Raw genomic sequence first — 23,601 nt, forward strand, 5'->3', positions numbered from 1 at the left:
CGCGACGCTTATCCGCGTCACGGGTCGAAGCAGGGCCACTCCAACTGAGTTCCAGTCCGACATCGCAGCTTGTGGCTGCCAGAGGGGCCCGGCCTGGGATTACGGTCGTGACACCGGACGCATTGCTGCTTCTTCCTCGAAGAACAGAGCCGCCTGATCCGGTTCGCCGAGGATCGCCGCTGCGCACCCCATGAAGGTGAACGCGCCGGCAAAATCCCACAGCGTGAGGTTCGCCACGCTTGTGCGCACGTGGATCACGCGCGCCGCAATCGCGGTAATGGCTGCCTGGATGAACAACAACAGGCTGAGCACGGGCAGCACGAGTGCGGGCTCAACCAGACGGAGTGTCAGGACGATCGGCAGCGCGGTCAGCGCGCCGAACAACAGCAGCATGCCGAACGGCTCCAGCGAGGGAGTCTTTCGCAAGATCCTGTCTGGAATGGTCGAGGACATTCCGTCCTTTGCCGATCTTCTGCCGATCCTGGCTTGTCGTTCACGTCGAGGATACCAGAACGCGATCCCCCTGAGGCGCGACGCGGCGCCGCGCGACCGCCGGCCGCGCGACAAGATGTACGTATGCGGTTCCGGGGAAGGCCCGCGAGGGTGATCTTAGACGCCATTTTTGGCGCCGCCGGCGCGGTGGCATGCCATGGCAAAGTGCGCGCGGCGCCTTTATCTTTGCTGACAGCGCTGGGCGAACGATCGAAAGGCAATTTCGATGAATATGGCAGGCAAGACGGTGCTGATCACCGGTTCCACCGACGGCGTCGGCCGTTACGTCGCGATGAGGCTGGCGTCGGCCGGCGCCCGGGTCCTGATCCACGGCCGCGATACCAAGCGGGCGCAGACGCTCGCCGACGAGATCAAGCGCCTCAGCGGCCGCGAGCCGATGTTCTACCAGGCCGATCTGTCCTCTCTCGCCGAGGTCCGGGAGTTCGCCCAGCTGGTGCTCGACGACCAGGAGCGCCTCGATGTGTTCGTCAGCAACGCCGGCATTGGTTCGCAAAACGAGGGGCCGGCGCGGCAGACCAGCAAGGACGGCCACGAGCTGCGCTTCGCGGTCAACTATCTCGCCGGCTTCCTGCTCGCGCATCTGTTGCTGCCGCGGCTCAAGGCGAGCACGCCGGCGCGCATCGTCAATGTCGCGTCGCTCGGCCAGCACCCGATCGATTTCGGCGACGTGATGATCACGAAGAACTACAGCGGCGCGCGCGCCTATGCGCAGAGCAAGCTGTCGCAGATCATGTTCACCATCGACCTGGCCGCGGAGCTCGACGGCTCCGGCGTGACCGTCAACTCGCTGCACCCTGCGACCTATATGAACACCACGATGGTGCGCGCCAGCGGCGCGACGCCGATCTCGACCGTCGAGCAGGGCGGTGATGCCATCCTGCGTCTGGTCCAGGATGACGATGTGGCAGGCCGGAGCGGGCTGTTCTTCGACGGCAAGCGTGAGGCGCGGGCCCATGCCCAGGCCTATGACGCCGAGGCGCGCAAGCGGCTCAAGGCGTTAAGCCTTACGCTGACCGGGTTGCGGGCTTCCTGATCCGGCGCGGCGCCGGCCCTCCTTGGATGCGACCTTGGGCGCGGATCGCCTCGAACAGGCGCTTGCATGCGGCCGGAACGCCGCGATCCGGCACCGTTGCAATGCCGAGCAATAGACCCGGCTGCGCGCGCTTCGGTGAAACATACCAGGGCGAGAGCGGGGCGGGCGCCAGCCCGTGCGCGAGCAGTGCTCGGGCAATCTCGACATCGGCGGTCTTGTCCGGCAGCGTCAGCATGACCGCGAGGCCGGCAACCCGCACGTCGTTGCTCCAGCTCCGCAGCGCCGTCGTCAGCGTATCGCGCCTGTCGCAATACGCCTGCTTGGTTCGCCTGAGATGGCGGATGTAGTGGCCGTCGCGCATGAACTCCGCGGTGGACAGCTGCACCGCCGGGCCGGGAGCAGGGACCAGGCACGTCGCGACATCGGCGAACTGCGCCGCCAATGGCTCTGGCGCAACCAGGAAGCCGAGGCGCAGCGTCGGTGAGATCGTCTTGCTGAAGGAGCCGAGATGGATCACCCGGCTGGCACGGTCGAGCGAGGCAAGCGCCGGCGCGGCGCGGCTGTCGAGCTGCAACTCGCCGAGATAGTCGTCCTCGATGATGAAGGCTCCGGTTTGCGCGGCCCAGTCGAGCAGCCGCGCGCGACGTTGCGGCGACAGAGGCGGGCCGAGCGGCGCCTGCTGGCCCGGCGTCACGACCGCGAGTGCCGCATCGGGGGCGTACTTGAGGCCGTACTCAACATCGACGCCATTGGCGTCGACTGATATCGGGACGACCTCCAGCCGCGCGAGCTCGAGGCCCTTTCGCGTCAATGGAAATCCCGGTTCTTCCATCCACACGCGGCGGCCTTCGAGGCCGAGCACGCGCAGCGCGAGGCCGAGTCCGCCGCTGAATCCCGAGGTGATGACGATCTGCGCGGGCGAGCATTCGAGCCCGCGCGCGATCGCGAGGTGCGCCGCGATCTCCCGTCGCAATTCGAGCTCGCCGCGCGGATCGATCGTGCGCGTCACCGCGCTCAGTTCCGCCCGGACGGCGCGCGCGCGGATTCGCGCCAGCAGCTTGGCGGGGAGGCTATCCTGCGCGGGGACGCCCATCCGGAAGTGTCCCTGACCGCTCAGATCGCGAAACATCTCCACGACGGATCCGGGAGCGACCGGCGCATCGGGCTTGGCGGCCTTCCTGGGCCGCCTCGCGACGGTGGTGCCGCCCGCCTTCGACGACACGATGTGCTGGGCGTCCGACAGCTTGTCGTAGGCCGCCCGCACGGTGCCGCGCGCAACGCCGAGCTGCGCGGCGAGGTCAAGCCAGGAGGGCAGCCGGGCGCCCGGCACCAGCACGCCATTGTCGATCGCCGCCGCGATCGCCTTGCGGATCTGCTCGGAGAGCGGCGTCCTGGCCGACCGGTCGAGCGCGATGGGAAGCGGGTTGGGCATGGCTCGTGGTACACCAATTCGGTTCATTCTTGGTGCTTCTTTTTGGCCATGCGTGTCCGCATCTATCCGTTAGCAATGGAGGCACGAGATGAAGACCTTGATGACGACGCTGCTGGCCTGCGCCGCGCTTGCGACCCCGGCGATGGCGCAATCGGTGACGTCGAAGTTCGAGCATATGATCACGAACATTCCCGGCAAGTCGCTGATCGCGGTGGAGGTCAACTTCCCGCCGGGCGAGCCGTCGGCGCCGCATCATCACGCCAAATCGGCGTTTCTCTATGTCTACGTGCTCCAGGGCGCGATCGAGAGCCAGCTCGAGGGCGAGGCCGCGCACATCTATCGGACCGGCGACAGCTTCTTCGAGCCGCCCGGCGCGCATCACGTGCTCGGGCGCAACGCCAGCGCGACCGAACCGGCGAAGCTGCTTGCGGTGTTCGTCGTCGACAGCAACGACAAGGCGCTGACCGTCTTCGACAAGGAAGGACACAAGCAATGAGCATGCGGATCGACTACAACAAGGTCGTGCCCGCGGGCATCAAGGCGCTCGGCGGCGTCTATGGCTACATCACGCAAAGCGGCCTTTCCGCGCAGCTCGTCGAACTGGTCTATCTGCGGATATCGCAGATCAACGGCTGTGCTTATTGCCTGGACATGCACACGCGCTCACTTCGGAAAATGGGCGTCAAGGTCGAGAAGCTGGCGCTGCTGCAGGTGTGGCGCGAGGCGGAGGCGCTGTTCGACGCCGAGGAGCGCGCCGCGCTGGCCTGGGCCGAAACCGTCACCCGTGTGGCGGAGACCGCGATCCCGGAAGACGCATATGAAGCGGCGCGCGCCACCTTCAGTGAGAAGCAACTGGTCGACCTGACTATCGCGATCGGCCTGATGAACACCTACAACCGGCTCGCGATCGGCTTCCGCAACCCGCCGCAGGCCGTGGTCGAGCATTCCGCAGCGGCGGCCTGAACACATAATTGTAGGGTGGGTTAGCCGCCCGCAAGCGCGGTCGTTCGACAAGCGTAGAGCTGAGGCGGACGTAGTCGGCTAATCCACCCTGCGAACTTGCACTCATGATCGATCTGCGTCGCACTCCTGCAACCCTAGAAACAATTGGAAGAGTGTGACGGTTTGCCTACGAACCCGGCTTCGCCTCGACCGGCTTCTGCGCGAACTGCGGAAAAGTCTCGGCCACGACCGGTCCATCCAGCCGCCACGAATAGCAGCCGCCGACGAAGAACGGCGGCTCGGTGACATCGCGCTGGTGATCGAGCGCGCCGCGGCCCTGCGGGTCCTTGCCGGAGGTTGCGGTCTGGAACAGCGTCGTCACCGCCGGTCCCAGAAGCTCGGCGAGATGGGTGCAGGTCTCGAGCTTGCCGATCTTGCGACGGACCAGTTCGCGCCAGCCCTTGCCGATGCGTTCGCCGACCAGGCGCTGCAGGATGCCCTCGACGTCGAGGCAGGACGGGTAGGGCGTCGAGGCCATCGTGGTGCCGGTCTCGCGGATCGTAAAACTGTCGTCGACCGCGAGCCGCAGGCGGATATCGTGCACGGGATCGTCGGGCTGCTGCAGCCCGCGATGCTTGTCCTGTCGGGCATAGGGTTTGGTGTCGACCAGCCGCGCCTCGACTTCCCACAATCCGTCGTCGCGGAGATAGCCGAGACATTCGACGGAGCGGCGGTGCATCAGGCGGCGGGGCTTGCCGTCGGCATTGGTATCGGGTGCGGACATCGGAACTCGCTGGATTGAATCTAATACCGATCCAATCGGTGGTGTGTCCCGATGTCAACGCTCGCGCTCGAATGGCGTCATGAGACGTCGTCATTCCGGGATGGCGCGTTGGCGCCAGACCCGGAATCTCGAGATACTCCGATGCGCAATTGCGCATCCGAGGTTCATCGCTGCGCGATGCCCGGAATGACTGGATCTGAGTCCGAGCAGCAGGTCCTCAGCTGACCCGTCGCTCCCGGTTCTCCCAATACGGCTTTCTGAGCTCGCGCTTTAAAATCTTGCCGGCGCCGGAGAGCGGCAGCGGGGTCGCTGTGATGTCGACGCTGCGTGGGCATTTGTAGCCGGCGATCAGCGCTTTGCAGTGCTCCATCAGCTCTTCCGGCGTGGCGCTGGCGCCGCTCTTCATCACCACGACGGCGTGAACCTGCTCGCCCCAGCGCTCGCTCGGGATGCCGATCACGGCGCATTGCGCCACCGCCGGGTGCTGGGCGAGGGCGTTCTCGACCTCGGCCGAATAGACGTTCTCGCCGCCGGAGATGATCATGTCCTTGACGCGATCGACGACGTAGACGAAGCCGTCCTCGTCCATGTAGCCGCCGTCGCCGGTGTGCATCCAGCCGTCGATCACGGCACGCGCGGTCTCCTCCGGACGCTCCCAATAACCCATCATCACGACGTCGCCGCGCACGGCGATCTCGCCGACGGTGCCCAGCGGCACCACCTTGTCCTCGGCGTCGACGATCTTGACCTCGCAGCCGAGCGTCGCCCGGCCGGCGCCGCGGTGCCGGCCCTTGGCGCGGCCGTCGCCGATATGCTCCTTCCAGTGCAGCAGGGTTGCGATCGGCGACAGCTCGGTCATGCCGTAGGCTTGCGTGAATTCGACATGCGGCAGTGCCTTCATGGCGCGCATCAGCACGGCGTCGCTGATCACTGAGGCGCCGTAGGAGATCCGCTTCAAGGACGACAGGTCGTAATTGCCGAGCGTCGGATGATCGACGAACATCTGGATCATGGTCGGCACCAGCAGCACGTCGGTGATGCGCTCCTTCTGCACGGCGGCCGCGACGCCGTCGGGCGTAAAGCCCTGGATCACGACGTTGGAGCCGCCGGACAGCAGCACCGAATACATCGCCGCGCCGTTGGCGAGGTGGAACATCGGCGCCGCGTGCAGGTAGATCGTGCTGCTCGGCCACAGGCCTTCGCCGAGCGCGTTGAGCGCATTGGCCATCAGATTGCCGTGGCTCAGCATCACGCCCTTGGAGCGGCCGGTCGTGCCGCCGGTGTAGAAGATGCCGGCGAGCTCGTCGCGGCTGCGCATGGCATCGGCTATCGGCGCGCTGCGCGCGATCAGCGTCTCGTAATTCGCCATGCCGGCGGGCGTGTCACCCTCGTCGGCATAGACCAGCTTCAGGTCGAGGATGGCGCCTGCCAGCGCCGCGCCGACCGGCGCAAACGCCTTGTCGACGAACAGGATCGTTGCGCGGCAGTCGCGCAGCGCGTCCTCGTTCTCCAGCGGAGACCAGCGGATGTTGAGCGGCACGATCACGGCGCCGGCCCAGCCGACGGCCAAATAGAGTTCGAGATAGCGGTCGGAGTTCAGCGACAGGATCGCGACGCGGTCGCCGTCCTGGGCGCCGAGGCCGCGGATCGCGGCGGCGAGGCGGGCGACGCGTTCGCCGACCTCGCGCCAGTTGCGCCGCCGCTCACCGCAGACGACCGCGAGCCCGTTTGGATTGACCTGCAGCGCGCGCCGCAGTCCGTGTGTAATGTTCACTCGTCTCCTCCCTTGATGCGTTTCCCTTGCGAGGCGGTTTGTCCGCCTTCTCTGCAGCCGGAAGGGCTGCTTTGTGCGCTGTTGTCTTGCGCGTTGATGTCATTTGCGTTGTTGTTTGGCGATGCCTTCGGTGAGACGGATCGCAAATTCCTCGGCGACGGCACGTCCGCTCAGCTCGCCGCCCGGCTGGAACCAGTGGCCGATCCAGTTCAGCGAGCCGGCAATGGCAAAAGCCGCGAGCTTCGGGTCGCACGGTTTCACCGAACCGTCTTCGACGCCCTGTGCGATATAGTCGCGGAAGGCGCGGTCGATCCGCCGCTTGGCGGTCTGCACGATCTTGCGGTTGTCCTCGCTGAGATCGCGGATGTCGAAGCGGACCAGGCTCTTGCCGTAGTCCGCGGTCATCAGCTCGGCATAGCGGACGGTCAGCTTGCGCAGCTTGTCGAGCCCCGAGCCGCCGCCGGCCGACGTCTCGGCAATGCATTCGTCGACCAGCTCATTGCCGATCGACCAGCACTCGAACAGGATCTCGTCCTTGCCGCGGAAGTAGTTGTAGAGCGCGGGCTTGGTGATGTTGAGCCGCTTGGCGACGTCGTTCAGCGTGGCGCGGTGATAGCCCTGTTCGAGGAACAGGGCGACGGCCGTGCGCAGCACCGCCTCGCGCTTCTCGTCGCGGGCCCGGCGCCGGCTTTCGAACGGCAGCCAGGGCGACTCGTTGCTGGAAGAGGGAGAGCTGGCGTCCATCGCGTGGGGTGCTGTCGCATTGACTCCGGAAGATCGCCCGTATATTACCCATGGGTAATAAATAGTCCAGTGGGTAATTTCCGGGAGGACACGCGATGACGTCACGCACCTATGTTGCCGGGGTCGGCATGATCCCGTTCGTCAAGCCAGGCGCCAATGCGCCGTATCACGTGATGGGCGCCGAGGCGGCGAAGCTGGCGCTCGCCGATGCCGGCCTCGATTACAACCGTGTGCAGCAGGCCTATGTCGGCTATGTCTATGGCGACTCCACCTGCGGCCAGCGCGCGCTCTATCCGGTCGGCATGACCGGCATCCCGATCGTCAACGTCAACAACAACTGCTCGACCGGCTCGACCGCGCTGTTCCTGGCGCGGCAGGCGATCGAGTCGGGCGCGGCCGATTGCGTGATGGCACTCGGCTTCGAGCAGATGAAGCCCGGCGCGCTCGGCGCCGTGTTCACCGATCGCCCGAGCGCGTTCGACGATTTCGACGCCGCGGCCGACAAGCTGGTCGACGCGCCCGGCGTGCCGCTGGCGCTGCGCTATTTCGGCGGCGCCGGCCTCAGCCACATGAAGAAATACGGCACGCCGCTCTCCGCCTTTGCAAAAGTGCGCGCCAAGGCGAGCCGCCATGCCAAGAACAATCCGCTGGCGCTGTTCCGGAAAGAGGTCTCCGCCGACGACGTGATGAACGATCAGGTGATCTGGCCCGGCGTGATGACGCGGCTGATGGCGTGCCCACCGACCTGCGGCGGCGCCGCCGCGATCCTGGTCTCGGAGAAATTCGCCGACCAGCACGGCCTCAACAAGCAGGTCCGCATCGCGGTGCAGGCGATGACGACCGACACGCCGTCGACCTTCGGTGCGTCAGACATGATGCAGGTGGTCGGCTACGACATGGCGCGCGATGCCGCGCGCAAGGTCTATGAGGCCGCCGGCATCGGGCCTGATGATCTCGACGTCGTCGAGCTGCACGACTGCTTCGCGCACAACGAACTGATCACCTATGAGGGGCTCGGCCTGTGCGGCGAGGGCGAGGCCGCGAAATTCATCGACGACGGCGACAACTCCTATGGCGGCAGGATCGTCACCAATCCGTCCGGCGGGCTGCTGTCGAAGGGGCATCCGCTCGGCGCCACCGGGCTCGCGCAGTGCTATGAGCTGACGCGGCAGCTGCGCGGCACCGCTGCGGCGACGCAGGTGGAGGGCGCGCGGATCGGCTTGCAGCACAATCTCGGCCTCGGCGGCGCCTGCGTCGTGACGCTCTACGAACGCGCCTGAGGCCGCCCATGGTCGATCAATCCGCTGTCGGGCGTACATTCACGCCCGTGACCGCGCGCGTGGAGCCGGGGCGCCTGCGCTTCTTCCTCGATACGCTCGGCGAGACGAATGCCGTCTATCGCGACGAGACGGCCGCGCAGGCGGCCGGCTTCACGGCGGCACCGGTGCCGCCGACCTATCTGTTCTGCCTCGAGATGATGGATGCACCCGACCCGTTCGAGTTCCTCACGGCGCTCGACATCGATCTGGCCCGCGTGCTGCACGGCGAGCAGCGCTTCGACTATCACGCGCCCGTGGTCGTCGGCGACACGCTGACGTTCCGCCCGCGCGTCACTGGCGTGACCGACAAGAAGGGCGGGGCGATGACGCTGATCGTGGTCGACACCCCCGTCACCAACCAGAACGGCGTCCATGTTGCCGATGTCTCGCGCACCGTCGTGGTGCGCAATGCGAGGCCGTCATGAGCAGCTCTCCCGCGGTCGGCGATATCATCGTCCACAAGGAGTTTCCGCCGATCACCCGCCATCGCCTCGCGCTGTATTGCGGCGCCTCGGGCGATCACAACCCGATCCATGTCGATATTGATTTCGCGAAGGCGGCCGGCTTTCCTGACGTGTTCGCGCACGGCATGCTGGCGATGGGCTATCTCGGCCAGGCGCTGACCGACGCGGTGGCGCCGTCGCGCATCCGCTCGTTCTCGACCCGCTTTGCCGCGATCACCCAGCTCGGCGCGAAGCTGACCTGCGAGGGCACTGTGACCGAGCTGATCGAGCAGGGCGGTGAGAAGCGGGCGAAGCTCGCGCTGACGACGAAGGATCAGAACGGCGAGATCAAGCTCGCCGGGCAAGCCATTATCGCGCTTTAGGAGAGATCATGTCGAAACTGCAAAGCAAAGTCGCGCTCGTCTCAGGTTCCGGCCGCGGCATCGGGCGCGCGATCGCGCTGAAGCTCGCCGGCGAGGGGGCGCGCGTCGTGGTCAACGATCTTGATGCCGAGCCGGGCGATGCGGTCGTCGCCGAGATCAAGGCCATGGGCGGCGAGGCGATCGCGGTCAACGGCAGCGTGACCGAAGCCGGCTTTGCCGATCGCTTCGTCGGCGCCGCGATCGATCGGTTCGGCGGTCTCGACATCATCGTCAACAACGCCGGCTACACCTGGGACTCGACGATCCAGAAGATGAGCGACGAGCAGTTCCAGGCGATGCTCGACGTCCATCTGGTCGCGCCGTTCCGCATCATGCGCGCGGCGTCGGAGCCGATCCGGGTGATGGCGAAGAGGGAGGCCGAGGCGGGCCGCGAGGTGTTCCGCAAGGTCGTCAACATCTCCTCGATCGCGGGCCTCTACGGCAATGCCGGGCAGGCGAGCTATTCGTCCGCCAAAGCCTCGCTGATCGGGCTGACGCGCACGATGTGCAAGGAGTGGGGCCGCTACAAGGTCAACGTCAATTGCGTCGCGTTCGGCCTGATCAATACCCGCCTGACCCAGCCGATCGAGACCCAGCAGAAAACCATCGACGTCGCCGGCCGCGACATCAAGGTCGGTGTCCAGCCGCAGATGCTGGAAGCGATGGGCCGCATGATCCCGCTCGGCCGCGGCGGCACGCCGGAGGAGGCGGCCGATGCGGTCTATCTGTTCTGCGCTCCGGAATCGAATTACATCAGTGGTCAGGTGATCGTCGCCGGCGGCGGTCTGCTGATTTAATACGAGGGCAGAATGCACTACCGATCGTCCTGGATGACCGAGGAGCTGGACACCTTCCGTGACCAGTTCCGCAAATTTCTCGCCAAGGATCTGGCGCCGCACGCCGAAAAATGGCGCGAGCAGAAGCTGGTCGACCGTTCGGCCTGGCGGGCGCTCGGCGAAATGGGCGCGTTGCTGCCGAGCGTGCCGGAGGCCTATGGCGGCTTAGGGGCCAGCTTCGCCTATGACGCCGCCGTGCTCGATGACCTCGAGAGCACGGTGCCGGAGCTGACCACCGGCGTCTCCGTGCACAGCGCTATCGTCGCGCATTACATCGTCAACTACGGCTCGGAGGAGCAGAAGAAACGCTGGCTGCCGAAGATGGCCTCGGGCGAGATGGTCGGCGCCATCGCGATGACCGAGCCCGGCACCGGCTCCGATCTGCAAGCCGTCAAGACCACGGCGAAGAAACAGGGCAATTCCTACGTCATCAACGGCCAGAAAACTTTTATCACCAACGGCCAGGCCGCCGATCTCGTCATCGTGGTGGCGCGGACCGGGGCTCCGGGCGCCAAGGGCATCTCGTTGATTGTCGTTGAAACCGCGGGCACCGAGGGCTACCGCCGCGGGCGCAACCTCGACAAGATCGGGCTGCACGCATCAGACACGTCGGAGCTGTTCTTCGACAACGTCACGGTGCCGCCGGAAAACCTGCTCGGCGCCGAGGAGGGCAACGGCTTCGTGCAGCTGATGCAGCAATTGCCGCAGGAGCGGCTGTCGCTCGCGATCGGCGCGGTCGCCGCGATGGAGCGCGCGGTCAGGATCACCGCCGAATACACCAAGGAGCGCACCGCGTTCGGCAAGCCGCTGCTCGAATTCCAGAACACCGCCTTCAAGCTCGCCGAGCGCAAGACCGAGGCGATGATCGCCCGCGTGTTCGTCGACTGGTGCGTCGAGCGCCTGGTCGCCGGCGACCTCGACACCGTGACGGCGTCGATGGCGAAATGGTGGTGCTCGCAGAAGCAGGTCGAGACCGCCGACGAATGCCTGCAGCTGCATGGCGGCTACGGCTACATGCAGGAATATCCGATCTCGCGCATGTTCATTGATTCCCGGATCCAGAAGATCTATGGCGGCACCAACGAGATCATGAAGCTCCTGATCGCGCGCTCGCTGTAGGCAAGCGCGCGATCCGGCGATTACATCGCGCGCACGTTCTTGAGGAACTTGTCGACCTGAACTTCCAGCTCGGAGGCGTTGCCGGCGAGCTCTCCGGAGGCCGCCAGCACGTTCTCGGCGGCCTTGCTGGCATCGTCGATCGCCTTGGTCGTGCCGTTGATGTTTGCGGTGACCTCCTTGGTGGCCGCGGCCTGTTCCTCGACGGCGCTGGCGATCACGGTCGAGATCTCGCTGATCTGGACGATGACCTGCGAAATCGCCTTCAGCGCCGTGGCGGTGTTGCCCGTCGCGGCCTGCATCTCGTTGATCTGCGCCGAAATGTCTTCCGTGGCCTTGGCGGTCTGGTTGGCCAGCGCCTTCACCTCGGAGGCGACGACGGCGAAGCCGCGTCCGGCCTCGCCGGCGCGCGCGGACTCGATCGTTGCGTTGAGCGCAAGCAGGTTGGTCTGGCCGGCGATCTGGCTGATCAGCGCGACGACGTCGCCGATCTTCTGCGCCATCGTCACGAGGCCCGCGACCAGCTTGTCGGACTTCTCGGCTTCGTCGACCGCCATGCGGGCGATGCGGCTCGCCTCGGCCACCTGGCGGCTGATCTCGTTGACCGAGGACGACAGCTCCTCGGACGCGGACGCCGCGCTCGCCGAGCGCTGATTGACGAATTCGGCGGTCGTCGTCAGCGATCGCGCCGTGCCCTGCATTTGCGTCGAGGCCGACGCCAGCATCCCGGCAAGCCCCTTCACGTCCTTCTCGAAATCGTCGGCCAGCTTCACATTGCCTGTCACGACCGACCAGCTCAGCATCGCGCCGGTGTAGTTGCCGCGCTTGTCGGTCAGCCCGGAGACCCGCAGGTCGAGCGTTTCCGGACCGAGCTTGATCTTGGCCGCATGCGGCAGGTTCTTGGGATCGCCGACGATGCGGCGCTGATGCGCCGGGTTCTTGTGGAAGATGTCGAACGAGTTGCCGAGGATCTTGTCCGGCGCCACCGGAAGCAGGTGCTTCACGGTGTCGAGCGTCTTGAGGCTGGTCTGGTTGATGTAGGTGATGTTGAAATCGGTGTCGCACATCATGATGTTGATCGGCATGTTGTCGAGCATCTGCAACAGCCGTTCGGTCTGGGTTTCAAGCCGCGCCTTCTCGGTCGCGAGCTCCCAGGTCAGCATCGGGCCGGTGTAACGGCAGCGCGAATTGGTCATCGCCGTCACGGTGAGATCGAGCGTCTCGCCGCCGATGGTGATGCGCGCCCTGTGCGGCAGGTTCTTCGGGTCGGACAGCAGCCGGCGCTGATGCTGCGGATTCTTGTGAAAGATATCGATCGATTGCCCGATCAGCGCGTCGACCTTCACCGGAAGGACATGCTCGATCTTCTTCAGGTTCTGCCGCGTCGACTCGTTGATGTAGGTGATTTTGAAGTTGTCCAGCTCGCAGAGCATGACACTGATCGGCATGTCGTCGAACAGCCGGTACGAACTGTCCGAGCCGACGACGCTTGCGACGCTCTTCATCCCCAACATGCATTGCCCTCCAGCCTTGATAATGATCTTGGTGAATTGAAACGGTGCACCTGATCGGCAGCGGAATGCCTTCCACCGCCGGCCCCACGCAGGTGCGCGACACGATTTACAATTTCTGACTGCGTGAAACGGTAGGCGATTCGAGTTCCACCAAGAAGGGCGTGCAATGCGCCGCGTGCGCTCGCGCAAGGCGCGAACGCGCGATGCTCGCGATGAGCGCAATCGAAAACGTCGCGCAACACCGCGATTTGCCGTGAAATCCATGCGATCCTGCGGCGAAGATGCGAAGCGGCCGATCGCTGCACCGTAGTCTTACGGAAGCAGACGCGTGCGCTCCCAATGATTGTTATCGTGCACATGACGCGCTGGCTTATGCAGATCGTGCCACGCCATGGCGCGCATCGGAGAGCTCCTGACTGCAATCGTCTCGGTGGCCGCGCGCTGTTGGTCTTGGCGATGTGGCCTGCGAGCATTGTTCCGCGTGCGCTCTGTTGCGGCGATCGGCAACCTCGCGATGATCGCGAGGTTGCCTCATCGTCAATGGAAGTATTATTGAAAGAAGCATGCACAGGTTGACAACGTCGCGCGAGACCCGATCGGGGCCGCAGACCGGCGCCGTGACATCGGTCCCGCGAGCGCGACGAGATCGCCCTGGAGCCGGACGACGGTGAGCTGCACTGCGCGCCGGCCGGCGGCTTCAATCCTGCCGGCGATCGTCCGCTCTGCGGAAATCGATGACGAAACAGCGTTGCCCATTGCCTACCGCATGGCTTGGCGTCGCTGCGCCCGCGAGACGCAGCTTCGGCCTTGCACCCCATTTCCGTCTATCATACCCCGTGGGACCACGATCCGCGCGAAGCTCAAACGCGCGCCAGTACTTGCAGGGAGCCCTCATGACCAAAAGCAATGCCCGCACCGGAGGCCAGATCCTGATCGACCAGCTGGTCGCGCAAGGGGTGGAGCGCGTCACCTGCGTGCCGGGCGAGAGCTATCTGGCGGCGCTCGACGCCTTGCACGACAGCCCGATCGACGTCGTGATCTGCCGCGCCGAGGGCGGCGCCGCGATGATGGCGGAGGCCTATGGCAAGCTGACGGGACGTCCGGGCATCTGCTTCGTCACCCGCGGTCCGGGCTCGACCAATGCCGCCCATGGCGTCCACATCGCGATGCAGGATTCCACCCCGATGATCCTGTTCGTCGGCCAGGTCGACACCGGCATGCGCGAGCGCGAGGCGTTCCAGGAACTCGACTACAAAGCGGTGTTCGGTACCATGGCGAAATGGGCGGTCGAGATCGATCGTCCGGATCGCATTCCGGAACTGGTCGCGCGCGCCTTCCGCGTCGCGCTGCAGGGCCGGCCCGGTCCGGTGGTGATCTCGCTGCCCGAGAACATGCTGACTGAAACCGCCGCGGTCGCCGACGCGCCGAAGGTCGAGCCTGCGGCGACCTGGCCGGCGCCGGCCGATCTCGAGCGCCTCGGCAGCATGCTCGCCGGCGCCAAGGCGCCGATCGTGGTGCTCGGCGGCTCGGCCTGGACCGCGGAGGCCGCCAAGGGCATCGTGCGCTTCGCCGAGCGCTTCGACCTGCCGGTTACAACCTCGTTCCGCCGCGCCTCGCTGTTCGACGCCGACCACTCGCATTATGCCGGCGATCTCGGCATCGGCCCGAGCCCGAAGCTCAGGGATCGCATCACCGGCGCCGATGTCATTCTGTTGATCGGCGGCCGCATGTCGGAGATGCCGTCATCGTCCTACACGCTGCTCGACATTCCGGTGCCGAGCCAGAAGCTGATCCATGTCCATCCCGGCGCCGAGGAGCTCGGCCGCGTCTACCAGCCGGCGCTCGCGATCCAGGCGACGCCCGCAGCCTTCGCCGCCGCGGTCGAGACCATGAAGCCCGCGGCTGCACCAGCCTGGAAGGGCGAGGCGGTCAAGGCGCACGCGGACTACCTCGCCTGGACCGACAAGCCGCGCGAGCTGCCGGGCAGCTTCCAGTATGGCGAGGTCGTGACATGGCTGCGCGATCGCCTGCCGAAGGATGCCATCGTCTGCAACGGCGCCGGCAATTATGCCGGCTGGATTCACCGCCATCATCGCTTCCACGCGTTCGCCGCGCAGCTCGCGCCGACCTCGGGCTCGATGGGCTACGGCGTGCCGGCGGCCGTGATGGCCAAGCGGCATCATCCGGACCGCGTCGTCGTGGCGTTCGCCGGCGACGGCTGCTTCCTGATGAACGGGCAGGAGTTCGCCACCGCCGTGCAGTACGACGCGCCGCTGATCGTCGTCGTGATCGATAACGCGCAATACGGCACCATCCGCATGCATCAGGAGCGCGACTATCCGGGCCGCGTCGTCGGCACCCAGCTCAAGAACCCGGACTTCGCGCTTTATGCCAAGGCGTTCGGCGGCCATGGCGAACGGGTCGAGCGCACCGAAGACTTCGCGGGCGCGTTCGAGCGGGCGCTGGCCTCCGGCAAGCCCGCGATCCTGCACTGCCTGGTCGATCAGCGCGCGCTGTCGGTCGGTAAGGACTTTGCGCCGCAGGCTACGCGGTAGGGCATGCTCCGGAAAAGTGCGAAGCGGTTTTCCGAGGAGATCATGCCCAAACAAGAGTCCCGTCACGTCGCGATCATCGGGGCCGGCGCGGTCGGCGTGATCAGCGCCATCGAGGCGCTGCGCGAGGGCCACAGAGTCACGCTGATCGATCCGGGCGAGCCCGGCGGCACGCAGGCGGCGAGCTACGGCAATGCCGGCTGGCTGTCGTCGCATTCGGTGATCCCGCCGGCCGAGCCGGGCACCTGGAAGAAGGTGCCGGGCTATCTGATGGATCCGCTCGGGCCGCTGGCGATCCGCTGGTCGTACCTGCCGAAGGCCTTGCCCTGGCTGGTCAAGTATCTGCTGTCGAGCCGGACCGAGGCGCAGGTCGAGGCCACCGCGCGGGCGATGCGTGATCTGTTGAAGGACGCGCCGCTGCTGCACCGGCAGCTCGCCGAGGAAGCCGGCGTCGGCGACTTGATCGAGCGGCGCGGGGTGATGCATGTGTTTCCCTCGCGCGCGCCGTTCGACCGCGATCTCGGCTGGCGCATCCGCAAGCGCGTCGGCATCGAATGGCTGGAGCTCGATGAAGACGAGATGCGCCAGCGCGAGCCCGATCTGCATCCGCGCTACAAATTCGGCGTCGTGGTGGAGGAGGCGGGACGCTGCCGCGATCCCGGCGCCTATGTCGCGGCGCTCGCCGCCCACGCCATCGCTGATGGCGCCGAGCGCGTCGCCGCCAAGGCCACGGGCCTCAGGCTTGCCGGCAACAAGCTGGTCGCCGTGGTCACCGAGAGCGGCGAGATCGCCTGCGACGCGGCTGTCGTCGCCGCGGGCGCGCGCTCCAGGCAACTGACCGCCTCGATCGGCGATCCGCTGCCGCTGGAGACCGAGCGCGGCTATCACGTCATGATCGAGAATCGGGAATCCGGCCCGCGCAATTCGATGATGGCCTCCGATGCCAAGATGGTCGTCAACTGGACCGACAAGGGCCTGCGCGCCGCCGGTACGGTGGAGATCGCGGGGCTTGACGCCGCGCCGAACTGGAAGCGCGCCGAAATCCTGCGCGAGCATCTCTTCAGCATGTTCCCGAAGCTGCCGAGGGATATTCCGCGATCGCGGATCAAGACCTGGTTCGGCCATCGCCCGAGCATGCCCGATGGGCGCCCCTGCATCGGTTATGCCCGTGCCACGCGCGACGTGGTTTACGCCTTCGGCCATGGCCATGTCGGCCTGGTCGGATCGGCCCGCACCGGCCGGCTGGTCGCGCAACTCCTGAGCGGCAAGGCGCCGGAGATTCCGCTCGCCCCGTTTGCGCCCTCGCGCTTCCTGTAGGAAGGAGCGGCGGCGAAGCCTCAGCTGTCGCCGGCCCAGGCCGTGATCGCGGCCGGCGCGATCACGCGTCTCGGTATGTGCGGATTGATCGTTCCGGCGCTGACGTCCTGCGTCTGAACGAGCAGCGTGCGCGCAAACGCCTTGGCATCCTGCTCGGTCGTGAAGGTACGGGTCTGGCGCGCGAAGCGGTGATGTCCGGCGTCAGGATTTCGCATGGCGAACGAGACGTACCAGATGGCCTTGTCGGTCTTCATCGCGCCTCTTTGGTGGTAATCCGCCCGCGCGATCGCGACGTCGTGCTCGATGCCCGATGTGCAAAAAGTGCCAAGACAAAGAATCCTGAAATGCAACACATTGCGGCGAATAGGCTCCTCGGCGAACAAGCAATGCTACAGGATCGGCACGTCTACCGATACTGGCGGCATATTACCTGTCAACCGATGGGTGAAATGACAATGCGTCGTTGCGACGTTGGTTCCATCCGGCAAATTGCCACGCCCTCCCAAGACCTGGGCGACGTTCGGAACGTCGATTTCCTGGGCAAGTTGTCCGGCTCGTTCGAAGGGGGCATGCGTTACAGGACGAGATGACGTGGGATCAAAAAATGGAAACGGCGTGGTTTGTCGTGTCGGACAAGGCGCTGATCGCGGCCCGAGAGGGTGAAGCGGCGGCCCTGAAGTCCGTGAACTGGTGGCGAGCTGTCACGACAGGTGTCGATACGTTCAAACGGACGACGTAGGCCTCGCTAGGTAACTTGGTCCTCCTTGCGTGCCGCGTTGATGGTCTCCTCCACCTCGGTGGCAAGAGCCGTGAGATGTTCGGCGAGCTTGCTGAACAGCTCGCGCTTGCGCAAGTCAGTCGCCAGGTCGCGGATCAACGCACACTCCGCCGCGTCGCGGCGAAGCTTTTCGAGATGCGTTAGCATGTCCTGCATTTTTTCGTCCCCGAATGCCGTAGTCCGCAACGCTAGGGCGGCACAGAACCCCGCAACAATAACCTGTGATACTTTTCGCGAACTTGGCGACCGTCGCGTATCTTTCTGATCCTCAAGTCGAGCTTGGCTTGCGAGACCGGCTTCTCCAGGAGGTCGGCGCCCTTCCGCAGCTTGCTGCTCGTCATTCGTCAGTCTGTCGGCTCAATCAATTCGTTCGGCTTTTCAGAATTTAACTTGACGGATGACCCAACTCAGATGTTCAATACATCCGTCTCACCCGATCGAGGGGCGCTTCGCGATCGTCACGAACGCGGGTCGAGATGCGGTGGACGCCGAGCATGTGCGCGACGACATGCATGTGAGGCGGACGGCGAAATCGTGTGGTCTTGACGCCCTAGCGGCAGGTGTCTTTTCGCATTGCGCGATGCGCGTTGTGAAGACGGTGACAAACAAGCCCAGTCTCACCGGGGAGAGCACGTATAAGCCGTAATCCATCGCGCAGGGAAAGCCGGGTTGTTTCCGGTTACACCTGTGGTCCTACCTCCCGCGTTTTCTATTACGCGGGACCCATGGGTGCGATCGGCACCCGGCTTTCCCTGCGCCCTCTGTTTCCAGAGCGGCGAAACGAAAAGCAAGGCTCGGACGATTCATGTCGCGAGAATGCGGTTGTTTGACTCACAGACCGCGCAACACACTCAGTGTCGTCCCTGCGAAAGCAGGGACCCATATGCCGCGGCGGATGTCGTGAACAGAGCTCGTCATTCCAGCGAAGCACACCAATCAGCGCTTGTGGTTATGGGTCCCTGCTTTCGCAGGGACGACAGCGAGGATGAGGCGATAGCGCTGCCTCTCTCACGATCCGATCCGCACCACCATCTTGCCGAGCGCGGCGCGGGTCTGCATCGTGGTGAACGCCGCGCGAAAGTCCTCGAATGCGAACACCTTGCCGACCACGGGCGTCAGCCGGCCATCGTTCAGCCATGCCGACAATTGCGTGATCACGCGCGCCTGCGCGTCGGGCTCGCGGCGCGCGATCTGGGCCGCATCGACGCCGATCAGGAGGCCGCCTTTGAGGAGCGGCAGATTGAACGGCAGCGCGGGGATGCTGCCGGCCGCGAAGCCGACCACGACATGGCGGCCGTTCCAGGCGATCGAGCGGAACGCCTGCAGCGAGACCTCGCCGCCGACCGGATCGAAGATCACGTCGGGGCCATGGCCGCCGGTCGCTTCCTTCAGCGCGTCGCGCCAGTCGGGCCTCGTGTAATCGACGACCGCGTCGGCACCGAAGCTTGCGGCGAAGTGGCGCTTCTCCTCGGTCGAGGCCGCGGCGACGACGCGCGCGCCGAGCAGCTTGCCGACTTGAATGGCGGCGATGCCGGTGCCGCCGGCGGCGCCGAGCACGAGCAACTGCTCGCCGGCCTTGAGCGAGCCGCGCTCGCCGAGCGCATAGAGCGCGGTGAGGTAATTGGTGCGAAAGGCCGCGGCGGCCTCCATCGAGAGTCCGTCGGGCATGATCTCGAGGGCATCGGGCGGCACCACGATGTGCTCGGCCAGCGCGCCCGAGCGCGCCGCGCCCATCACCCGCATGCCCGGCGCGATGCCGGCGACGTCGCCTGCGACCGCATCGACCACGCCGGCGAATTCCGCGCCCGGCGTGAAGGGCAGGGCATCCTTGGTCTGGTAGCGGCCCTCGACCTTCAGCCCATCGACGAAGCCGATGCTCGCGGCGTGGACCCGGACGCGGATCTGTCCAGGGCCGGGTTCGGGGGTGCCGATCTCCCTCAGCCCGATCTGATCGATGGGTGCGTATTGCTCGACGACGACCGCCTTCATCCTGTCCTGCTCATTGGTTGGTTTCCTCGCGGGCCTTTTCCGTTCCGATTGAATCGGAACGGGGCCCTTGATTCTTGTGTTGACGCGTTTTCTTCATGCGAGCCGGTAGCCAGCTTGTGCGAAAACGCTTCCGGCAAACCTATCCCATGTCCGTTGTTCTACGGGGAGGGGTTTTGTGCATGCAACGGCAGGCTCGCTTGCGGAAAGCCAGCATCTTCAACGACATCTCGAAAAGGCCGGCGTTTACCCGTTGTTATCCCTACCAAATTCGGTAACGCGTCCTTAATGGCGTTAACGCTAGGGTTTTCCACGCGGCCCGCCTTGGGCTGCGCGCCGTCCAGGACGGGCAGGTTGCGTACGCGTTGGAGTCTCCTATGGATATCATGACTGGCGCCGGGCTGTTGGCTGGCATCATCGTCATCGCGGTGATGATGTTCATGGGCGGCGACCTGCACATGTTCATCTCCGAACACGCCATGATCATCATCTTCGGCGGCTCGATCGCAGCGACGATGATCCGTTTTCCGCTCGGCGTGATGCTGCACGGCCTGCCGCTCGGCGCCAAATTCGCCTTCACCATGAGCCGGCTGTCGGCCCGCGACCTCGTCGACGAACTCGCCCGCATCGCCGAGATCGCCCGCAAGCAGGGCCCGGTTGGCCTGGAAAAAGTCGAGACCGATGAGCCGTTCCTTGCCAAGGGCATCCGTTACGTCGCCGACGGTTACGACCTCGAATTCATCCGCGACAACATGGAACGCGACCGCGACAACTTCCTGATGCACCTCGACGAGGGCAGCAAGATCTATCGCGCGATCGGCGACTGCGCGCCGGCGTTCGGCATGATCGGCACGCTGATCGGCATGGTGCAGATGTTCGCCAACATGACCGACCCCTCCAAGCTCGGCCCGTTCATGGCGACCGCGCTGCTCGCGACGCTGTACGGCGCGCTGGTCGCCAATTTGTTCTGCCTGCCGATCGCCGACAAGCTGCATGGCAAGCTGCTCGACGAGGAGACCAACCGCACGCTGATCATCGACGGCATCCTGATGATCCGCGACTCCAAGAGCCCCGCGCTGGTGCGCGAGATGCTGCTGGCCTATCTGCCGGAGAAGCATCGCCAGGAGGAAGGCGAGCCGGTTCCGGCCTGACCGGACCGCGCTTTCGGGAAACGCAGCGATGGCCAAGAAAAAGCGCGGCGACGCCCACACCGGAGGTCACGGCTGGTTCGTGACCTTCGCCGATCTGATGGGCCTGATGATGAGCTTCTTCGTGATGCTCGTCGCGTTCTCCACCATGGACAACAACAAGCTGAAGATCGTCGCCGGCTCGATGCGCGATGCCTTCGGCGTGCAGACCAATGTGCGCTATTCCGGCATCGTCGAATCCGACGGCCTGCCGACCCGGCCGAAGCTGAAGAACGTCGAGCACATCTCGCCGGAGGAGTCTTCGGCCAATCCGACGCCGGACGAGAAGGAGCGCAGCCAGATCAACGGCGCGCGGCTGAAGATCGACCGCGAATTCGCGCTCGCCTCGGCCTCGCTCCGCCAGGCGCTGCAGGACATGCCGGAGCTGACCGAGATCTCCAAGAACATCATGTTCGAGGAGACCAAGGAGGGGCTCAACCTGGAGATCGTCGATCAGGACGGCCGCTCGATGTTCGCCGACGGTTCCAGGGAGCCGTATGACCGCACCCGCCGGCTGATCCAGAAGCTGGCCGCGCCGCTGAAGGCGACGCCGCTGCGGGTCGCGATCGTGGGGCATACGGCCGCAGGCTTCGTGCCGGCACGCAGCGATTATGACGGCTTCGACCTGTCCGCGGACCGCGCCAACGCGGTGCGGCAGATCCTGGAGCGGGAAGGGCTGCCGCCGTCGCATATTTTCGCGGTTTCCGGCAAGGCCGACGGCCAGCCGCTGTTTCCCGACGATCCGACGCTGCCGGCCAACCGTCGTGTGACCATCACGTTGATGCGGGAAAATCCGCCACTGCCGCCGGATCTGAAGCCGTAGCTCTGGGTTACCATACTACCGTCAACTACCATTGTTGCGCGGTTGACACGCGGAGCGGAAGCGTCGATAGCCGCGCGGATCAAATCAACCGATCGGGCGTTCCAACCTCGCCATGGCTGTCAGCGTCTCATCTACCGAAGCTCAGGAAGGGCAACCCACCTCCAGCTTCTGGGCCCTGACACTCGGCAGCATCGGGGTGGTGTTCGGCGATATCGGAACTTCGCCGCTCTACGCATTCCGCGAGGCGGTCGGCGGCGCCGCGCACGGCCAGCCGGTCACCCGCATCATGGTGCTGGGCGTGCTCAGCCTGATCCTGTGGGCGCTGTTCACCGTCGTCACCGCGAAATACGTGCTGCTGCTGCTGCGCGCCGACAACAATGGCGAGGGCGGCACACTCTCGCTGATGGCGCTCGGCCAGCGCGCGATCGGTCGGCGCAGCTGGCCGCTGCTCGCGCTCGGCGTGGTCGGCGCCTCGATGTTCATCGGCGATTCCATGATCACGCCGGCGATCTCGGTGCTGTCGGCGGTCGAAGGCCTCAAGCTCGCCACCCCGCATCTCGAGCACTATGTGGTGCCGCTGACGATCCTGATCCTGGTCGCGCTGTTCTCGGTGCAGAGTTCTGGCACCGCGCGCGTCGCTTCCGCCTTCGGTCCGGTGATGGTGGTGTGGTTCGCCTCGCTGGCGGTGATGGGGCTCGTCCACATCATGGACGACCCGTCGGTGCTGGCGGCGATCAATCCCTATTACGCGCTCCAGTTCATGCTGACCCACGGCACCATCGGCCTGGTGACGCTGGGCGCGGTGTTCCTCGCGGTGACCGGCGGCGAGGCGCTGTATGCCGATCTCGGGCATTTCGGCCGCAAGCCGATTCAGTCCGGCTGGCTGTTCTTCGTGCTGCCCGCGCTGCTGCTGAACTATTTCGGGCAGGGCGCGCTGGTGCTGTCCGATCCCAGCGCGATCGAGAACTCGTTCTACCGCATGGTGCCCGACGTGCTGCTGCTGCCGCTGGTCGGGCTCGCCACCGCCGCGACGGTGATCGCGAGCCAGGCGGTCATCACCGGCGCCTATTCGCTGATCAGCCAGGCGGTGCAGCTGGGGCTCTTGCCGCGCTTCGAGGTCCGCTACACCTCGGAGACCCATGCCGGCCAGATCTATCTGCCGCGCGTCAACCGGCTGCTGCTGATCGGCGTGCTGCTGCTGGTGCTGCTGTTCCGCACCTCGAGCGGGCTTGCGTCGGCCTATGGCATCGCCGTCTCCACCACCATGGTCGCCGACGGCATCATGGGCTTCATCGTGATCTGGAAGCTGTGGAACTGGCGCGTGGCGTCGGCGGCGGCCTTGATCCTGCCGTTCGTGATCGTCGACATGACCTTCTTCAGCGCCAATCTCCTGAAGCTGTTCGAGGGCGCCTGGGTGCCGCTGCTGTTCGGCGTCGTCATGGCGACGATGATCTGGACCTGGCGCCGCGGCGCCGCCATCCTGGTCGCCAAGACCCGACGCATTGAGGTGCCGCTGCGCGACCTGATCCACAGTCTGGAGAAGCGGCCGCCGCATATCGTCAAGGGCACCGCGGTATTCCTGACCAGCGATCCCAGTTTCGTGCCGACCGCGCTGCTGCATAATCTCAAGCACAACAAGGTGCTGCACGAGCACAATGTGATCCTGACCATCGAGACCGCACCGACGCCGCGCGTCGATCTATCCGAGCGCGTCACAATGGAGAAGGTGAGCGACAAGTTCACCGCCGTGCGGCTGCGCTTCGGCTACATGGAGTCGCCGAACGTGCCGAAGGCGCTGGCGGTCGCACGCAAGCTCGGCTGGCAGTTTGACATCATGGCGACCTCGTTCTTCGTGTCGCGCCGCTCGCTGAAGCCGTCGGCCCAGTCCGGGATGCCGCAATGGCAGGACCATCTGTTCATCGCGATGAGCCGGTCCGCCAATGATGCCACCGACTATTTCCAGATCCCGACCGGCCGGGTGGTTGAAGTGGGTACCCAGGTAACTATCTGATCCGGCGCAGGATTCTGATGTTGACCGTGATCCATGCGTGATCTGCATGGCGGAGGCCTGAATCCGGGCTAACCT

General features: G+C 65.4%; 23 protein-coding genes. 14 read left to right on the forward strand and 9 right to left on the reverse strand.

The features are described from left to right. Positions 1 to 99: 99 nt before the first annotated feature. The gene (locus tag ACE10X_RS18350) at positions 100 to 393 is read right to left on the reverse strand and encodes a hypothetical protein (RefSeq protein WP_038384049.1); all 294 of its coding nucleotides are present in this window, start codon (positions 391 to 393) and stop codon (positions 100 to 102) included. Positions 394 to 718: 325 nt separating this feature from the next. Between ACE10X_RS18350 and ACE10X_RS18355 the strand changes: the two genes are divergently transcribed. Then, complete coding sequence (locus ACE10X_RS18355) at positions 719 to 1,546, forward strand: SDR family NAD(P)-dependent oxidoreductase (protein WP_038384045.1); 828 nt, start codon at positions 719 to 721, stop codon at positions 1,544 to 1,546. Here ACE10X_RS18355 and ACE10X_RS18360 read toward each other — a convergent pair. Next, a complete protein-coding gene (locus ACE10X_RS18360; protein ID WP_038384046.1) occupies positions 1,518 to 2,978 on the reverse strand; it encodes a PLP-dependent aminotransferase family protein in 1,461 nt (486 codons plus the stop codon). The genes ACE10X_RS18355 and ACE10X_RS18360 overlap by 29 nt on opposite strands. An 88-nt stretch (positions 2,979 to 3,066) precedes the next feature. Between ACE10X_RS18360 and ACE10X_RS18365 the strand changes: the two genes are divergently transcribed. Together ACE10X_RS18365 and ACE10X_RS18370 are read left to right on the forward strand one after the other, a co-directional pair. Then, a complete protein-coding gene (locus ACE10X_RS18365) occupies positions 3,067 to 3,474 on the forward strand; it encodes a cupin domain-containing protein (protein WP_038384047.1) in 408 nt (135 codons plus the stop codon). Further along, on the forward strand, positions 3,471 to 3,941 hold the full coding sequence (locus tag ACE10X_RS18370) for a carboxymuconolactone decarboxylase family protein (RefSeq protein ID WP_375764444.1): 471 nt from the start codon (positions 3,471 to 3,473) through the stop codon (positions 3,939 to 3,941). Before ACE10X_RS18365 ends, ACE10X_RS18370 begins: the two co-directional genes overlap by 4 nt. 166 nt (positions 3,942 to 4,107) lie before the next feature. On the opposite strand, the gene ACE10X_RS18375 is transcribed toward ACE10X_RS18370, so the two are convergent. The 3 genes from ACE10X_RS18375 to ACE10X_RS18385 form a co-directional block, all read right to left on the reverse strand. Next, entirely contained in the window at positions 4,108 to 4,704 is a 597-nt protein-coding gene (locus ACE10X_RS18375) for a DUF2889 domain-containing protein (protein ID WP_051002921.1), read from the reverse strand. A 217-nt stretch (positions 4,705 to 4,921) separates the two neighbouring features. Next, positions 4,922 to 6,478, reverse strand: a complete 1,557-nt coding sequence (locus ACE10X_RS18380) for a long-chain fatty acid--CoA ligase (protein WP_038384051.1) — start codon at positions 6,476 to 6,478, stop codon at positions 4,922 to 4,924. A 99-nt stretch (positions 6,479 to 6,577) separates the two neighbouring features. Beyond that, positions 6,578 to 7,222 carry a TetR/AcrR family transcriptional regulator gene (locus ACE10X_RS18385; RefSeq protein WP_038384052.1) on the reverse strand — a complete coding sequence of 215 codons (645 nt, stop codon included), beginning with the start codon at positions 7,220 to 7,222 and terminating at the stop codon, positions 6,578 to 6,580. Positions 7,223 to 7,317: 95 nt separating this feature from the next. Between ACE10X_RS18385 and ACE10X_RS18390 the strand changes: the two genes are divergently transcribed. Genes ACE10X_RS18390 through ACE10X_RS18410 form a run of 5 tightly spaced genes read left to right on the forward strand, consistent with a single transcriptional unit; the run spans position 7,318 to position 11,361 of the window. Then, positions 7,318 to 8,502, forward strand: a complete 1,185-nt coding sequence (locus ACE10X_RS18390; RefSeq protein WP_375764445.1) for a lipid-transfer protein — start codon at positions 7,318 to 7,320, stop codon at positions 8,500 to 8,502. 8 nt (positions 8,503 to 8,510) lie between these two features. Continuing rightward, positions 8,511 to 8,966, forward strand: a complete 456-nt coding sequence (locus ACE10X_RS18395) for a MaoC family dehydratase N-terminal domain-containing protein (RefSeq protein WP_028344581.1) — start codon at positions 8,511 to 8,513, stop codon at positions 8,964 to 8,966. After that, complete coding sequence (locus ACE10X_RS18400) at positions 8,963 to 9,367, forward strand: MaoC family dehydratase (protein ID WP_038384054.1); 405 nt, start codon at positions 8,963 to 8,965, stop codon at positions 9,365 to 9,367. The genes ACE10X_RS18395 and ACE10X_RS18400 overlap by 4 nt, the downstream gene beginning before the upstream one ends. A gap of 8 nt (positions 9,368 to 9,375) precedes the next feature. Next, positions 9,376 to 10,203: an SDR family NAD(P)-dependent oxidoreductase gene (locus tag ACE10X_RS18405; RefSeq protein WP_038384055.1), complete on the forward strand. Its 828-nt coding sequence runs from the start codon at positions 9,376 to 9,378 to the stop codon at positions 10,201 to 10,203. Positions 10,204 to 10,215: 12 nt separating this feature from the next. Further along, complete coding sequence (locus ACE10X_RS18410) at positions 10,216 to 11,361, forward strand: acyl-CoA dehydrogenase family protein (protein WP_038384056.1); 1,146 nt, start codon at positions 10,216 to 10,218, stop codon at positions 11,359 to 11,361. A 20-nt stretch (positions 11,362 to 11,381) separates the two neighbouring features. Here the strand turns inward: ACE10X_RS18410 and ACE10X_RS18415 are convergent, their stop codons facing one another. Then, the gene (locus ACE10X_RS18415) at positions 11,382 to 12,872 is read right to left on the reverse strand and encodes a methyl-accepting chemotaxis protein (protein WP_375764446.1); all 1,491 of its coding nucleotides are present in this window, start codon (positions 12,870 to 12,872) and stop codon (positions 11,382 to 11,384) included. A gap of 893 nt (positions 12,873 to 13,765) precedes the next feature. On the opposite strand from ACE10X_RS18415, the gene ACE10X_RS18420 reads away from it, so the two are divergent. Both ACE10X_RS18420 and ACE10X_RS18425 read left to right on the forward strand, forming a co-directional pair. Continuing rightward, on the forward strand, positions 13,766 to 15,427 hold the full coding sequence (locus ACE10X_RS18420; RefSeq protein ID WP_038384058.1) for a thiamine pyrophosphate-binding protein: 1,662 nt from the start codon (positions 13,766 to 13,768) through the stop codon (positions 15,425 to 15,427). 42 nt (positions 15,428 to 15,469) lie between these two features. Further along, positions 15,470 to 16,741 (forward strand): FAD-binding oxidoreductase, encoded by a 1,272-nt coding sequence (locus ACE10X_RS18425; RefSeq protein ID WP_038384082.1) that lies wholly within the window; start codon positions 15,470 to 15,472, stop codon positions 16,739 to 16,741. Positions 16,742 to 16,761: 20 nt separating this feature from the next. Here ACE10X_RS18425 and ACE10X_RS18430 read toward each other — a convergent pair whose 3' ends face one another. Further along, positions 16,762 to 16,995, reverse strand: a complete 234-nt coding sequence (locus ACE10X_RS18430; RefSeq protein WP_028334283.1) for a hypothetical protein — start codon at positions 16,993 to 16,995, stop codon at positions 16,762 to 16,764. A 350-nt stretch (positions 16,996 to 17,345) separates the two neighbouring features. On the opposite strand from ACE10X_RS18430, the gene ACE10X_RS18435 reads away from it, so the two are divergent. Next, positions 17,346 to 17,480, forward strand: coding sequence for a hypothetical protein (locus tag ACE10X_RS18435; protein ID WP_375764447.1), 135 nt, complete (start codon positions 17,346 to 17,348; stop codon positions 17,478 to 17,480). 6 nt (positions 17,481 to 17,486) lie between these two features. Here the strand turns inward: ACE10X_RS18435 and ACE10X_RS18440 are convergent, their stop codons facing one another. Beyond that, the gene (locus ACE10X_RS18440) at positions 17,487 to 17,675 is read right to left on the reverse strand and encodes a hypothetical protein (protein ID WP_038384083.1); all 189 of its coding nucleotides are present in this window, start codon (positions 17,673 to 17,675) and stop codon (positions 17,487 to 17,489) included. A gap of 852 nt (positions 17,676 to 18,527) precedes the next feature. Further along, positions 18,528 to 19,508, reverse strand: coding sequence for an NADPH:quinone oxidoreductase family protein (locus tag ACE10X_RS18445; protein WP_038384061.1), 981 nt, complete (start codon positions 19,506 to 19,508; stop codon positions 18,528 to 18,530). 374 nt (positions 19,509 to 19,882) lie between these two features. On the opposite strand from ACE10X_RS18445, the gene ACE10X_RS18450 reads away from it, so the two are divergent. From ACE10X_RS18450 to ACE10X_RS18460, 3 genes are all read left to right on the forward strand, one after another. Beyond that, the gene (locus ACE10X_RS18450) at positions 19,883 to 20,656 is read left to right on the forward strand and encodes a motility protein A (RefSeq protein WP_016848416.1); all 774 of its coding nucleotides are present in this window, start codon (positions 19,883 to 19,885) and stop codon (positions 20,654 to 20,656) included. A 28-nt stretch (positions 20,657 to 20,684) separates the two neighbouring features. After that, entirely contained in the window at positions 20,685 to 21,515 is an 831-nt protein-coding gene (locus tag ACE10X_RS18455) for a flagellar motor protein MotB (RefSeq protein WP_028334286.1), read from the forward strand. 112 nt (positions 21,516 to 21,627) lie between these two features. Continuing rightward, on the forward strand, positions 21,628 to 23,526 hold the full coding sequence (locus ACE10X_RS18460) for a potassium transporter Kup (protein ID WP_038384062.1): 1,899 nt from the start codon (positions 21,628 to 21,630) through the stop codon (positions 23,524 to 23,526). Positions 23,527 to 23,601 lie beyond the last annotated feature (75 nt).

The sequence above is a fragment of the Bradyrhizobium sp. Pha-3 genome, from assembly GCF_042258325.1.
GTDB classification, from domain to species: Bacteria; Pseudomonadota; Alphaproteobacteria; order Rhizobiales; family Xanthobacteraceae; genus Bradyrhizobium; species Bradyrhizobium elkanii.